A 14,716-nucleotide genomic window follows, 5' to 3' on the forward strand; every position below is an offset into this window, starting at 1 on the left:
ATGGACTTCACCTACAGCGAAGAGCAGCAGATGCTGGCGGACAGCCTGCGCCGCTTCATCGACACCGAATACACCTTCGAAGCGCGCCGCAAGAGCTCGCGCGCGGGCGAAGCGCTGGACCGCGGCCTGTGGAACAAGCTGGCCGAGATGGGCGTGCTGGGCCTGACCGTGCCGGCCGACTTCGGCGGCTTCGGCGAAGGCGCCGCGAGCCAGCTCGTGGTGCAGCGCGAACTGGGCCGCGGCCTGGTGCTGGAGCCGGTCACGCCGAGCGGCGTGATGTCGGCGGCGATCCTGTCGGCCTACGGCAGCCAGCCGCAGAAGGAACAATGGCTGCCTGCCATTGCCGGCGGCGAACGCATCGTCACGCTGGCCTACCTCGAGCCGACCACGCGCTACCGTCCCGAGACCGCGCGCGCCAGCGCGGAACGCAACGGCAGCGGCTACGTGCTGAACGGCACCAAGAGCCTGGTCTGGCACGGCGCCTCGGCCGATGCCTACCTGCTGACCGCGCGCATTGCCGGCAGCAACGACGTTGCCCTGTTCCTGGTGCCGCGCGGCAGCGCCGGCCTGACCGTGACCGGCTACCCGACCATCGACGGCCTGCGTGCCGCCGACGTGTCGCTGCAGAACGTCACCGTGGGCGCCGATGCGCTGGTGGGCCAGCCGGCCGACGGCCTGGCCGCACTGGGCCTGGGCATGGAGCATGGCGTGGCCGCGCTGTGCGCCGAAGGCGCGGGCGCGATGGAAAAGCTGATCGAGATCACCGGCGAGTACCTGGGCACGCGCCGGCAGTTCGGCAAGCCGCTGGCCGCGTTCCAGGCGCTGCAGCACCGCATGGCCGACATGCTGGTGCAGAAGGAGCTGGCCCTGTCGATGGCCTATGTGGCAGTCCAGGCGCTGGACGAAACCGATCCGGCCCGCCGCCGCCGCATGCTGTCCGCGGCCAAGGTCACGCTGGCACGTGCCGGCCGCTATGTCGGCCAGCAGGCGGTGCAGCTGCATGGCGGCATGGGCATGACCGACGAGCTGTCCGTGGGCGACTACTTCAAGCGCCTGACCATGCTCGACCAGCTGCTCGGCGACAGCGACTACCACCTGCAGCGCTTCGGCGAAGTGATGGAAACCGCGGCCTGAGGCCGGCGTCGCCAGACCGGCGGCGCTCCTGCGAAGCGCCAGGAGCGCTGGCTCGCGCGGCGAACGGGTACCGGACGGTCCGGTGCGCGTTCGCCGCGCGGCGTTTCAGGGATCGGGGATCAGGGATCAGGACTCGGAACTTAGGGCTGCGACAGCACGAACTCGTGGCTGGTGGTATCGACGCGCGAAACCCGATACTCGATGCGCTCGTCTTGATACGACGATGCCACCCTCAGGATCTTCAGCAGCGAGGTGCCGACCGGCACGCCGAGCAATGCCTCGTCATCCTCATCGGCCAGCGAGGAACGCATGCGCTCCTCGGTGCGGATGATGTTGATGCCGAATGCATCCTGGTAGAAGTTGTAGAGCGTGTTCGGGCGCTCGCGCAGTTGCTTTTCCGTCAGCGTCCTGAACCGCTCTTCCGGCACCGTGATGGCGTCGATCATGACGGGCTTGCCTTCCAGCGACAGCACGTTGGTGAAGCGGAACACGGCTTCGCCGACCGCCAGCCCCAGCGCGGCGGCCTCTTCCTTGTCAGCCTTGGCCCGGCGGAACCTGGCGAGTTGCACGGTGGGATATTCGCGATGCCCGTCCTGCCGGACGATGCGGAAGAAGCGGAAGAAATGGTCTTCCTGCCGATGCGTGGCCACGAAGGTGCCGCGGCCCTGGTGGCGGATCATGATGTTCTCCGCCACCAGTTCGTCGATCGCCTTGCGCAGCGTGCCGATCGACACGCCAAAGCGTTCAATCAGCTTGCGCTCGGACGGGATGACCTCACCCGGCTTCCACTCGCCTTTTGCCAGCGCGGCGAGTATTGCCTGCTTCACATCCTTGTACAGGACACCGCCGATGGCGCTGCCTGCGTCAAATCTCGCGCCCACGTCAGGATCCCCTGTGATTAGCGTGCCGGGCGGCCCGGACGGCCGCGCCATGCAATTCCGATAGATAGGCCGGATCATATCAAAGCGATTCCTGCCGCTACGCCATGCGCCGCACCGGCCTGAACCGCATGCTCCGGCGCGCTCATCGCCGCCCGGCCCGCCCGGCCGCCGCTTGTTCGACCCTGTTATTCGACCCGGATCTGCTTCTCCTCGATCAGCTTCGCCCAGCGCGTGACCTCGGTATTGAAGTACTCGTTGAAAGGCGGGTTCTGCGGGGCCGGCGTGAAGCCCGCCGCCACGATGCGCTCGCGCATGGCGTCGGTCTGAAGCAGGCGCCCGACCGAAGCGGCGACCTTCTCGACGATGGGCCGCGGCGTTCCCGCCGGCATCATCAGTCCCGTCCAGTTCTCGACGATGAGCTCCGGGAACCCGGCTTCGGCCACCGTAGGGACATCGGGCAGTTGCGGATGCCGCTCACGCGTCGTGACCGCCAGCGCGCGCAGCTTGCCGCCCTTCACATAGGCAATGGATTCCGGGAAGTTGGAAAACACCACGTCGAGCTGGCCACCGATGAGGTCCGTCATCGACGGCGCGCCACCCTTGTACGGGACGTGGGTGAGACTGCTGCGGGTCTGGCTCTCGAACAATGCCAGCGTCAGATGCGGCGGCGTGCCGTTGCCGCTGGAACCGGCATTGAGCCTGGCCTTCTGGGCCGCGGCCGCGAGGTCCTTCATCGACCTGACGGGCGAATTCGCCGGCACCACCACCAGCATCGGCGACGACGCAATGCGCACCACCGGCACCAGGTCCTTCTGCATGCTGAACGGCAGCTTCGGGAACAGCGTCGCGTTGGAAGCATGGGTCAGCGTGACGGCCAGCCAGGTGTAGCCATCGGCCGGCGACTTGGCGACCTGGTCGGCGCCGATATTGGCATTGCCACCGGGCTTGTTGTCGACGACGATGGGCTTCTTCCACTCCTCCGACAACTGCTGGCCGACCAGCCGCGCCATGATGTCCGTCAGCCCGCCGGCCGAAAACGGCACGACATAGCGGATCGGCTTGCCCGGATAGTCATTGGCGGCCGGGGCCGGACCGCCTCCCTGCCCCCCCTGCGCTGCCGCTGGCGTTGGCGCCAGCCACGCGAACGTCGATACTGCGGACAACGCAACCAGCGCGCGGGCGGCTAGCCTGAGCGCAGGGCGAATCGAGCCTCGATGCATGGTGTGTCTCCGTTTGGGGTCGCCGGCCCGCTTCCTGGCGGGTCCGTTGTCGATGGGGAATGAGCTACGCCTTCACCTCCTCGCCGGCGAGCGACAGCAGTTCGGCAAGCTGCGCTTCCGGTACTTCGATGCCATGGTCCTGCGCTTCAGCCTGCAGCGTGTAACGCCGGGCGCCCGGCAGCCGCGTGCCTGCGTCGCCAAGCATCGCATGCAGCAGCGCTTCGACCCTTTCCCCATAGACGGCCGACCCGGCGAAGGCGCCCGGATCGAGCACGAGGAACAGTTGCCCGATGCGCGGCCGGTTGCCGGCATCCGTGAAGAATGAATCCGCCTCGGCGCCGAACCGCGCGCCGGCCAGGGTGGTCACCAACAACTCCACCATCAGCGCCAGCATGGCGCCCTTGACGCCGCCCGCCGGCAGCATCGAGCCGCGCAGCGCGGCCTGCGCGTCGGTGGTCGGCTGCCCGTCCTCGTCGAGCGCCCAGCCGGGCGGGATCGGCTTGCCCTGCTTCGCCGCGACCATGATCTTGCCGCGCGCGACCTCGGACAGCGACAGGTCGATCAGGACCGGCGGCTGCCCTTGCCGCGGAAAGGCCGCGGCAATCGGATTGGTGCCGAACAGCGGGCGCTTGCCACCCCAGGCCGGCATCGCCGCCGGCGAATTTCCCATGGCGATGCCGACCATGCCCGCGCGGGCCACCGCATCCAGCGGCAACCCGGCGGCGCCGAAGTGATGGCTGTTGGTGACGGCGGCAACGCCCACGCCGGTGTCGCGCGCGCGGCGCATGGCCTCGGCGATCGCCAGGTCGCAGGCGGGGAAGGCAAACCCGCTCCCGGCATCGACCAGCGCCGCACTGGCACGGACACTGCGCACGGCGGGCACGGCCTGCCCGTCGACGCGGTCATGGCGCAGATGCCCGACGTACATCGGCACGCGCGAGACGCCGTGCGAGGCCAGGCCCATGGCATCGGCCCGCACCAGCGCCGCGGCCGTGGCCTGCGCCTGCAAGGCGCTCGCTCCGGCCCGGCGCAAGGCGGACCGGGCCAGCGCTTCCAGCCGCTCCATCGGGATTCGGCTCATGACAGGGTCTCCAGCGTTTGCCGCACCTGCGCGGCGATCATCATCGACACGCGGGCATTGGCCTCGCGCGTCACGCCGCCGATATGCGGGGTCAGCACAAGGTTCGGCACGCCTGCCAGCACGCTGTCCGCGGGCAGCGGCTCGGCCTCGAACACGTCCAGCGCGGCGCCGCCAAGATGGCCGTCGCGCAGCGCGCTGGCGAGCGCGGCTTCGTCCACCACCCCGCCGCGCGCCGTGTTGATCAGCACGGCACCGGACTTCATCGCGGCAATGCGCTGTGCATTCATCAGGTGCCGCGTCGCGGCCACCAGCGGGACGTGCAGGCTCACCGCATCGGATCGGGCCAGCAGCGCATCCAGCGCGACGCCTTCCACACCGGTGGCGGACCAGACCGGGTCATCCGCGGACAGCATCGGGTCATGCGCCACCACGTGCATGCCGAACGCCTGCGCGAGCGCGGCGGCCTGCCTGCCGATATCGCCGAAGCCGATCAGGCCCAGCGTCTTGCCCAGGGCCTCGCGCCCTTCGGACAGGCGCGCACGCGGCCAGTTGCCGCCGGCCAATTCCGCGCTGCTGACATAGGCGCCGCGCAGCAGCATCGCGGCCATGGTCACCACGTATTCGGCCACGGACCGGGCGTTGGCGCCCGATGCCGGAATCACGCGGATGCCGCGGTCGCGGCAGGCCGCGACATCGATATTGTCGAGCCCCACGCCGAGCCGCCCGACCACGCGCAGCGCGGGCGCGCGCTCCAGCAGCGCCGCGTCGACCCGGGTGCGGTTGCGCACGATCAGCGCATCGGCCTCGGGCAGCGCATCGAGCAACGCGCCGCGCTGATCCACCCAGCCCGGCTCGTAGCGCACGTCGAAGCCGGGCGTGAGCGCCTGCACCGCGGCCGGGTCCATGAACTCGCTGATGCAGATGCGCTTCATCATGCGGACTCGTGGATGCGGGTCAGCACGAACTCGCGGTGGCCAAGTGCCTCGGCTGCCGTCCAGCGGCCATTGACGGTTGCAAGCATGCACTCGAGCAGCTTGTCGCCGGTCTGGTCCAGCGTCTGCTCGCGCTGCAGCAGCCCGGAGCAGTCGACGTCCATATGCTCGCTCATCAGCCGCACGGTACGCGGATTCGCGCAGAGCTTGATGACCGGAACGATCGGGTTGCCGATCACATTGCCCTGGCCCGTCGGGAAGAAATGCACGACGTATCCGGCGGCGGCGCACAGGGTCACCATCTCGGCCGCGGCGGACGACGAATCCATGAACCACAGGCCCGGGTGGGTCGGCTCCTCGGCCTTGTCCAGCACGCCGTCGACCGTGCACTTCTTGCCGATCTTCTGGATATTGCCGAGCGCCTTCTCCTCGATGGTGGTCAGGCCGCCGGCGATATTGCCCTTGGTCGGCTGGGACTCGGACAGGTCCGAGGTCTTCCAGCGGTCGATCATGCCCTGGTAGCGCTCGAACATGGCCATGAACTGGTGGCGCACGTCGTCATTGGCGCAGCGCGCCGCGACGATCTGTTCGCCGCCGGTCAGCTCCGAAGTCTCGCCGAACACCAGCGTGGTGCCGAGCGGATGGAGCTTGTCGAAGGCGTTGCCGACCGTCGGATTGGCACCGCAGCCGGACGTGGTATCGGACTCGCCGCACTTGGTCGACACCCACAGTTCGCCGATCGGGCATTCCACGCGATGCAGCGAAGTGGCGTACTGCACGAACTCCTTCGCCGCCCTGGAGGCGCGCATGATGGTCTCGTGATCGCCGTGGCCCTCGATGCCGAAGCCCACCACCGGCTTGCCGGTCTTGGCGATGCCATCGACAACGCGCTTGGTCCAGCCGTCCTCGATGCCGATCACCACCACCGCGGCGACGTTCGGGTTGCTGCCCGCGCCGATCAGCGTGCGGAAGTGCAGGTCCAGGTCCGGCCCGAACTGCAGGCGGCCATACGGGTGCGGAATGGCCATGGTGCCCTTGATGGAGGCGGCCACGGCCTCGGCGGCGGCATTGGACAGGTCATCCAGCGGCAGGATGATGACGTGGTTGCGCACACCAACGCGACCATTGTCGCGGCGGTAGCCCCAGAAGGTGGTGTTTTGGTCGATCACGGACATGGCGTGGCCCTCGGATTTGGAATGGATGCAGTGGATTTGGGGGACGGCAGCGCGGCGGATTACCAGCGCTTGGTCTTGATGTTGTGGACGTGGGCGTGCTCGCCGGCCTTGATCGGGGCCACCACCTTGCCGATGTCGATGCCGTACTTGTAGACGGTGTCGTTGGGGGCCATGTCGCACAACGCCACCTTGTGGCCGATGGGAATCGGCTGCAGCGCCGTCACCGTCACGATCTTGTCCTCATCCATGATCCACGCATTCAGCCTGGTGCCAGCCTGGATGCCCTCCACCACAGCCACCGCGACGGTGTCCTTGGCGTCATGCAGCACGACATGAATCATTTGTTGTCTCCTTGGTTGCGGGTCGGTTTGTGGGATTGATCTTAGGAGAGGTATTCATCCATGTCAACTAACTCATATATATGAGTTGGATGAATTAGTGAGGGATGGGATTTTGGTTTTGGGAGCTGGTGGCTGGGTTGTCGCCATTGGCGGGCGCGGCTGTTTCGCCGGCGTAGCCGGCGACACCGGCTTCTTGTCCGGGCGACAAGAAGCAGGCAAGAAGCGCGTCGCCTGGCGGCGGGCCATCAACGGTGCGCTTCTATCGTTCGAACGGCTTTGGTTTCGCGAGGCTTGGCACGCAAGCCCCCCCGACGATCAAAATCAGACCCTGACCGACAAAGAGTACCAAGCGACACATGATACGATCGGCGCGACTCTTTTCTGCGGCGACAAAAGCACCGTGAGGCATCACCTTTCGTTTCACATTTTGGGCGACGGACATGAATGTTTTCGACAACGACACCCGTCATGTGATCACCCAAGGCATTCGGTCTACACTCGGCCGAACCGTTGAACGGCTGGTCTCGTCATCCAGGCCGGCGCTTCCAGCCGCCCGCAGCCATGACCGCGACCGGCGACAGGACGCTGACGCGCCAGGCGATGCTTCCACCGTTCGCATGAACAGGAAAAGGCCTGCTGCCATGCCCCGCTCAGCGTACGACCCGACGCCCCGCCGCCTGCTGTCCGCCAGCATCGCCCTGATGATGCTGGCCGCGCCGACGTGGCCGTGGCAAGGCGTGCTTGCCGCCCCCGCCAGCGCCGCGGCCACAGCGCCTTCCGTCCAGCCGTCCGAGCCGTCCGAAAAGCCGCCGGCCCTGCCGGCGGCCACCAGCACACAGGTACTGACCCTGCGCCAGATGGGCTCCTACGGTCCGCTTGCGCTGCGCGGCGTGGACCATGCCCGCACGCTCGATATCGGTGTCCGGCTGGATGAAGTCGTCACCGCGGCAAAGCTCAAGCTGGTGTTCACGTATTCGCCGGCCCTGGTCTTCCCGCTTTCCCATCTCAAGATCACGCTCAATGACGAGGTGATCGCCACCGTGCCGCTGGAAGAGAAGGAAGCCGGCCGCCTGGTCACGCGCGAGATCGACCTGGACCCGCGCTTCTTCACCGATTTCAACCATCTTGGCGTGCAGCTGATCGCGCACTACACGATGGACCATTGCGAGGACCCGCTGCATTCCAGCCTGTGGGCCGATATCAGCCCGGCCACCACGCTCACGCTGGGCAAGGCGCGCATGACGCTGCCGGACAGCCTGGCGCTGCTGCCGGCGCCCTTCTTCGACCGGCGCGACAACCGCCGCGTGACCGTGCCCTTCGTGCTGCCGGCCAAGGCCGACGCCGCCACCTTGCGCGCGGCCGGCGTGGTGGCGTCGTGGCTCGGCGCGCTGGCGTCGTACCGGGAGGCTCGCTTCCCGGTGGCGCGCAGCGCGCCGGCGGACACCGATGCCATTGCCTTCGTGCTGCCGGGCACGCTGCCCGCCGGGGTCAGCCTGCCCGAGATCAAGGGTCCGTCGGTCAGCATCATGCCCAACCCGGCCAGCCCCGGGCGCAAGCTGCTGGTGGTTGCCGGCCGCACGCCGCAGGAACTGCAGACCGCGGCCAACGGGCTGGTGCTGGGCAAGACGGCGATGGCCGGCAACAGCGCGCAGGTGCAGTCCGTGGATATCGGCAATCCGCGCCAGCCCTACGACGCGCCGGCCTGGGCGCCCACGGACCGCCCGGTGCTGTTCAAGGAACTGGTCGCCGACCCGCAGCAGCTCCAGGTGGCTGGCTACAACCCGAACCCCATCCGCGTGAACCTGCGCGTGCCGGCCGATCTCTACGACTGGACGCGCAGCAACGTGCCGTTGAGCATTCGCTACCGCTACACCGCGCCGCCCACGTACAACGATTCGGTGATCAGCATCGACATCAACGACCAGCTGGTGCGCTCCTACCGGCTCAAGCCGCTGGCAACCAAGGACGACCAGAACCTGGTGAGCGTGCCGCTGCTGTCGGGCAGCAGCGTATCGGCCTCGAACCTGATCGGCATCCCGGCCTTCCGCGTGGGCAGCAACAACCAGATGCAGTTCAGCTTCCACATCGATTCGCAGAAAACGGGCCTGTGCTCCTCGGCCGCGACGAACATCGCGCGCGCCGCCATCGATCCCGACTCCAGCATCGACTTCAGCCGCTTCTCGCACTACACCGGCCTGCCCAACCTGGCGTTCTTCGCCAACAGCGGCTACCCGTTCACGCGGCTGGCCGATCTGGCCGACACCGCGGTCGTCATGCCCGACGCGCCCACGGCCCAGGACCAGGAAGCCCTGCTCACGCTGCTCGGCCATATGGGCAAGTGGACCGGCCTGCCGTCGCTGCGCGTGGCCGTGGTGCCCGCGGCCGCGGTCGACAGCGTGCGCCAGCGCAACCTGCTGGTCGTCGGCACCGGCAGCGCCGCCGGCATGCTCGGCAAATGGGGCAAGTCGCTGCCGATGCTGATCGAGCGCGGCCGCACCGAGATCACGCTGCGCGACCAGCGCAGCCACGCGTGGTCCAACTGGCTGAGCGGCATCGAGGAGGATCCGGTCACGCCGACCGGGCGCGCCATCCTGACCGCCGACGGCCCGCTGGCCGCGCTGGTCGGGTTCCAGTCGCCGTATGCCGAAGGCAACAGCGTGGTGGCGCTCACGGCCACGCAGGACGACCGCGTCGCCGATGTGCTCGACGCACTGGAGAACCCCGGCAAGGTCGCCCAGATGCGTGGCGACCTGACGGTCGTGCGGCAGGACCAGATCGATGGCCTGCGCCTGGGTGCGCGCTATTTCGTGGGCGACCTGCCCTGGTATGCGCGCATCTGGGTCAGGGTGTCGGCGTTCCCGGGGCTGATGGCCATCGCGGGCCTGCTGGCCGGGCTGATCGTCGCGCTGTCGCTGTTCTGGACGCTGGGCAAGCTCGCGGCACGGCGCAACGGAGGCTGACATGTGGCGTGCCCTGCCGGGTCTGACCAGGTGGCTCGCGGCGGGCGCGCTCGCCTGCGCCTGCGTGGCGGCCGTGCCCGCGCAGGCGGCCACGTGCGCGTGGTCCGACTGGGACAATTTCCGGCGCACGCTGCTGAGCGCCGACGGACGCGTCATCGACGCCAGCACCGACGACAAGGTCACGGTGTCCGAAGGCCAGGCCTATGGCCTGTTCTTCGCGCTGGTGGCGAACGACCGCGCCACGTTCGACAAGCTGCTGGCCTGGACCGAGAACAACCTCGCGCAGGGCGATCTCATCGCCCACCTGCCCGCCTGGATCTGGGGCCGCATTCCGGCCGACAAGGCCAAGGACGGCAAAGAGACGTGGGGCGTGATCGACACCAACTCCGCGTCCGACGCCGACCTGTGGATGGCCTACACGCTGCTGGAAGCCGGCCGCCTGTGGAACGAACGCCGTTTCACCGCGCTGGGCACGCTGATGGCGCGGCGCATCGTGCGCGAGGAAACCGCCAGCATGCGTGGCCTGGGCCGTACCGTGCTGCCCGGACCGGTCGGCTTCGCGCTCGCCGACGGGCGCTGGCGCGTGAATCCGAGCTATGTCCCGCTGCAGGTCATGCGCCGGCTCGCGCGGCTGATGCCGGATGAACCCGGCTGGGACCAGCTTGCGGCCAGCTCCCTGCGCGTGATCGTGGAAACGGCGCCGCGCGGCTTCTCGCCGGACTGGGCCGAGTACGACAGCAGCCGCGGCTTCCTGCCCGACAGCGCCACCAGGGCCGAGAGCGCGTACAACGCGATCCGCGTCTACCTGTGGGCGGGCCTGCTCGCCGCCGACGACCCGCAGCGCGCCCGCGTGCTGCAGCAGTTCGTGCCGCTGGCGGACTACGTGGCCGCCAACGGGCACCCGCCCGAACGCGTCGACACGCAGACCGGCCAGCCCGGGCCGAATGCCGGCAACGCCGGCTTCTCGGCGGCGGTGGCCCCCTACCTGGCCGCGCTGGGCCGCGCCGACCAGGCGCGCGCGCAGGTGCGGCGCACGCGCGAGCTGGCCGCACGGGAGCCGCTTGGCTACTACAGCCAGGCCCTCGCGCTGTTCGGTCTCGGCTACCTCGACGGCCTGTACCGCTTTGCCGGGGACGGCGCCCTGCTGCCAGCCTGGAAGACCGGATGCCCCGCGCGCTGACCCCCTTCCTGCTCGCGCTTGCCAGCGCACTGGCCGTGCCTGCCATGGCGCAGCCCGCCGTGGTGCAGCCCGCCGACAGGCCATCGCCCGAGATGACGCAGCTGCTGGCCGCGGCGCGCATGTGGGAAGCCAAGAACCGGACCGACATCGCGCGCGGCATCCTCGACAAGGCGCTGCTGATCGACCCCAACCAGCCCGATGCGCTGATGCTGCTCGGGCTGATCGAGCTGCGCTCGAACCGGCCGCTCGAAGCCGACAAGATCCTGCGCAAGCTGCGCCAGCGCGCGCCCAACCATCCGGCCACGCTGGAGCTCGATGACGCCTACCGCATCGCCACGCGCGACAAGCAGGAAATGGCGCGCATCCGGCTGCTGGCACGCGCCGGCAAGTCCGAGGAAGCCATCGCGCGACTCAGGCAGCTGTTCCCGCGCGGCGCGCCGCGCGGCGACCTGGCCGTCGACTACTACCGCATCATGGCCGGCACGCCGGCCGGACGCACCGCCACCATCGCCGAGCTGCGTGCGCGCGTGAAGCAGAACCCCGATGACCTGCGCCTGGCCATGGCGCTGGCCAGCCTGCTGACCGACCGCGAAGCCACGCGCCAGGAAGGGCTGGCCATCCTGTACCGCATCGTCCAGCGGCCCGATGGCGACCGCAAGTCGGCCCTGGAGATGTGGCGGCGCACGCTGTATGGTGTCAGCGACGACCCGTCCTACTACAAGTGGTTCGAGCTGTACGCCAGGGAAGTGCCTGACGATACCAGTGTCCAGCAGACGCTTGCGGAACTCGGCAGGAAAGGTGGCGCGCGCCAGCGCGAGCAGGCCAGCCCCGCCGAGCAGGCCCGCCGCCGCGGCGAACAGCAGCTTGCGCGCGGCGATGTGCGCGAGGCCGAGACCGCACTGGAAAGTGCCAACCGCAAGCGCCGCAACGACGGCGAAACGCTGGGCAACCTCGGCCTGGTGCGCCTGCGCCAGGGCCGCCACGACGAAGCCCGCGAACTGTTCGCGCGCGCCGAGCAGCTTGACGCCGGCAACCGCGGCAAATGGCGCAGCCTGAAAGGCACCGCCACGTTCTGGGGCACCGTGGCCAGGGCACGCGAAGCGAACGCACAGGGCAAACCCGCGCAGGGCGAGGCGCTCGCGCGCGAAGCGCTGGCGCTGCAGCCCGGCAATGCCAATGCGCGTGGCGTGCTGGCCGACGCGCTGATCGCGCAGAACAAGCTGCCCGAAGCCGAGGCGCTGTTGCGCGAAACGCTGGCCGGCCCCGAGCCCGATATCGGCACGCTGCGCACGCTGGTCAAGCTGCTCAACGACAGCCAGCGCAGCGACGAAGTGGGCCCGCTGATCACCAGCACCGCCGGCCGGCTGAAGGGCTCGCCCGCCGAACTGCGCACCTTGCGCGCGGACCTGCTGTCGCTGCAGGGCGAACAGTTGCTGGCGCAGCGCAAGCAGAGCCCCGCGCTGGCGCGGCTGGAGGAATCGATCCGGCTGGCGCCCGACGATCCCTGGACCCGCTTCACGCTGGCGCGCGCCTATCGCGACCTGGCGCTGCCGGCATTGGGCCGCCGCGTGATGGAAGACGGCATGGCCGCGTCGCCGACCGGCGAGATGCGCTATGCCACCGCGCTGTACCTGAATTCGGTCGACGATATCGAGGGCGCCAGCACCGTGCTGGCCGGCGTGCCAGAGGCAGAGCGTTCCGATTCCATGCGCCGGCTGGCGGGCAACCTGCGGGCGCAGCGGCTGTTGCGCGAGGCGCGCCAGCTGGTCGCAGCGGGCCACGAGCAGGAGGCGGAGGAAAAACTGCGCGCCGCCGCCGAGGCCGCGCGCGACGACCCGCAGATGCTGGCCTCGGTCGGACGCGAGTGGATCGCGATCGGGCAACCCGACACCGGCCTGAAGCTGGTGCGCGACTGGCTCGATGCGCATCCGCAGGACCCCGCCATCGACGTGCGCATCCGCTATGGCGAACTGCTCGCGTCGGCCGAGCGTGACGACGACCTGCGCGCCTGGATTGCCGAAGCCCGCGCGCTGCCCGGCGTCACGCCGGAACAGCGCGCCGATTTCGACGACCAGTTGCTGCGCCTGGCGCTGCGCGACACGGATCGCCGCATCGCCGAGGGCGACCTGAAGGGCGCCCAGCGCACGCTCTACGCCGTGCCGGCTGAGCAGCAGAAGGACCGGCGCTGGCTGCTGGAACTGGCCGACCTGCGCGAAGCCCAGGGCGACTATGACGGTGCCGCGCAGGCCGCGCGCGAGGTGCTCAAGACCCGTCCGCAGGACGCCGACGCGCGCCTGACGGTTGCGCGCATGCTGGAGCGGCAAGGCAAGGAAGACCAGGCGCTGGAAGACGTGCGCGCCGTGCTGGCCGATACCCCGGCGGACGACATCGATACGCGCCTGGCCATCGCGCGCCGGTTCACCGCCATGCGGCGCGAGGACGAAGCGCTGGCCGTGGTGGCGCCATTGCGCGAGCGCTATCCGGAGCGCTCCGACGTCACCCTGCAGGCCGGGCGCATCGCCCAGTCGCGCGGCGACTTCAACGGTGCGGCCGGTCTCTATCGCGAAGCGCGCGTGCAAGAGCAGCGCGAGAACGAAGCGCCCGGCACCGATGGCACCGCGGCCGAGCGCGCGTTGCGCGCGCTCGACATGCGCCGCGAGGGCCAGGTCGCCAGCGCCGTGCTGTTTTCCAACAAGACCGGCGACCCGGGTATTTCGCGCCTCAATGCGGTAGAGGTTCCGCTCTATGTGCGCATTCCGTCCGGCTACACCGGCCATGCCTTCTTCCATGCCGACACCGTGCTCCTCAACGCGGGCACCCTGCGCGCGGACAGCCTGCCGGACTCGCGCGACTTCGGCAAGATCCGGGCGCTCGGCAACAACGGGCTGGGCCAGATCGGCCAGAGCGACCGCGGCGTTGCCCTGGCCGCGGGCTACGAGTTCAATGGCGCCTACAACAGCTGGCGCGCCGACATCGGCACGACGCCGCTCGGCTTCACGCTGCAGACCGTGGTCGGCGGGTTCCGCTACCGCGCGGAAATGGGCCCGGCCTCGGCCACGGTCGACCTCTCGCGCCGCGCGGTCACCAGCAGCCTGGTCTCGTATGCGGGGGCGACCGATCCGCGCCACGTCGACGCACAGACCGGCGCGGTCACGCCGTCCGAGAGCTGGGGCAACGTGGTGCGCAACGGCATCCACGCACGCTATGCGCGCGACGTGGGACGCTTCGGGCTCTTCGCCGACCTTGGCTACGGCGTCTACACTGGAACCAACGTCCTCACCAACCAGGAGTTCACCGTGCGCACCGGCTTCGACGTCCCGGTGTTCGTGCGGCGGGACCAGCGCATCACCAGCGGCCTGGTCCTGAATTACTGGCGCTACTCCGAAAACGAGCGCTTCTATACCTTCGGCCACGGCGGCTACTACAGCCCGCAGCGCTACCTGTCGTTCCTCATCCCGCTGGACTGGACCGGCCGGCGCGGCCTGCTGTCATGGCGGCTGCGCGGTTCGGTCGGCATGTCCAGCACCTACGAGAAGAACATGGACATCTATCCCACCCGGCCCGACCTGCAGGCCATGGTCGGCGGCGCACAGTACCAGGGCGGCTCCGGCGGCGGCTTCAGCTATACCGCGGGCGGGATCGTCGAGTACCGCTTCGCTCCGCAATGGGTGGCCGGTGCCGGCTTCGACATCGACCGCTCGCGCGATTACGCACCGAACCGCGCCTTCGCCTACGTGCGCTACTTCTTCGAGCGCCAGCAGGGGCTGGTCCCCTATCCGCCCACGCCGGTGCGGCCGTACTCCACCTATTGA

10 protein-coding genes are annotated in these 14,716 nt (G+C 69.1%); 4 read left to right on the forward strand and 6 right to left on the reverse strand.

All coding sequences use genetic code 11. The features are described from left to right. A complete protein-coding gene (locus tag KHO22_RS12765) occupies positions 1-1,134 on the forward strand; it encodes an acyl-CoA dehydrogenase family protein (RefSeq protein ID WP_211947502.1) in 1,134 nt (377 codons plus the stop codon). A gap of 140 nt (positions 1,135-1,274) precedes the next feature. On the opposite strand, the gene KHO22_RS12770 is transcribed toward KHO22_RS12765, so the two are convergent. The 6 genes from KHO22_RS12770 to KHO22_RS12795 form a co-directional block, all read right to left on the reverse strand. Beyond that, positions 1,275-2,015, reverse strand: coding sequence for a GntR family transcriptional regulator (locus KHO22_RS12770; RefSeq protein WP_211947503.1), 741 nt, complete (start codon positions 2,013-2,015; stop codon positions 1,275-1,277). Between the two features lie 185 nt (positions 2,016-2,200). Further along, positions 2,201-3,235, reverse strand: coding sequence for a Bug family tripartite tricarboxylate transporter substrate binding protein (locus KHO22_RS12775; protein WP_211947504.1), 1,035 nt, complete (start codon positions 3,233-3,235; stop codon positions 2,201-2,203). A gap of 64 nt (positions 3,236-3,299) precedes the next feature. Next, positions 3,300-4,316 carry an Ldh family oxidoreductase gene (locus KHO22_RS12780; RefSeq protein ID WP_211947505.1) on the reverse strand — a complete coding sequence of 339 codons (1,017 nt, stop codon included), beginning with the start codon at positions 4,314-4,316 and terminating at the stop codon, positions 3,300-3,302. Further along, complete coding sequence (locus KHO22_RS12785) at positions 4,313-5,248, reverse strand: hydroxyacid dehydrogenase (RefSeq protein WP_211947655.1); 936 nt, start codon at positions 5,246-5,248, stop codon at positions 4,313-4,315. Before KHO22_RS12785 ends, KHO22_RS12780 begins: the two co-directional genes overlap by 4 nt. Further along, positions 5,248-6,423: a UxaA family hydrolase gene (locus tag KHO22_RS12790; protein WP_211947506.1), complete on the reverse strand. Its 1,176-nt coding sequence runs from the start codon at positions 6,421-6,423 to the stop codon at positions 5,248-5,250. Before KHO22_RS12790 ends, KHO22_RS12785 begins: the two co-directional genes overlap by 1 nt. A 59-nt stretch (positions 6,424-6,482) precedes the next feature. Next, complete coding sequence (locus KHO22_RS12795; protein ID WP_211947507.1) at positions 6,483-6,764, reverse strand: UxaA family hydrolase; 282 nt, start codon at positions 6,762-6,764, stop codon at positions 6,483-6,485. Between the two features lie 641 nt (positions 6,765-7,405). Between KHO22_RS12795 and bcsB the strand changes: the two genes are divergently transcribed. From bcsB to KHO22_RS12810, 3 genes are read left to right on the forward strand one after another with little or no spacing between them, the layout of a single operon-like run. Continuing rightward, on the forward strand, positions 7,406-9,724 hold the full coding sequence (bcsB, locus tag KHO22_RS12800; RefSeq protein WP_230426860.1) for a cellulose biosynthesis cyclic di-GMP-binding regulatory protein BcsB: 2,319 nt from the start codon (positions 7,406-7,408) through the stop codon (positions 9,722-9,724). Between the two features lies 1 nt (position 9,725). Next, on the forward strand, positions 9,726-10,904 hold the full coding sequence (gene bcsZ, locus KHO22_RS12805; RefSeq protein ID WP_211947509.1) for a cellulose synthase complex periplasmic endoglucanase BcsZ: 1,179 nt from the start codon (positions 9,726-9,728) through the stop codon (positions 10,902-10,904). Then, positions 10,889-14,716 (forward strand): cellulose synthase subunit BcsC-related outer membrane protein, encoded by a 3,828-nt coding sequence (locus KHO22_RS12810; RefSeq protein WP_211947510.1) that lies wholly within the window; start codon positions 10,889-10,891, stop codon positions 14,714-14,716. Before bcsZ ends, KHO22_RS12810 begins: the two co-directional genes overlap by 16 nt.

This window comes from Cupriavidus yeoncheonensis (genome assembly GCF_905397275.1).
GTDB lineage: Bacteria > Pseudomonadota > Gammaproteobacteria > Burkholderiales > Burkholderiaceae > Cupriavidus > Cupriavidus yeoncheonensis.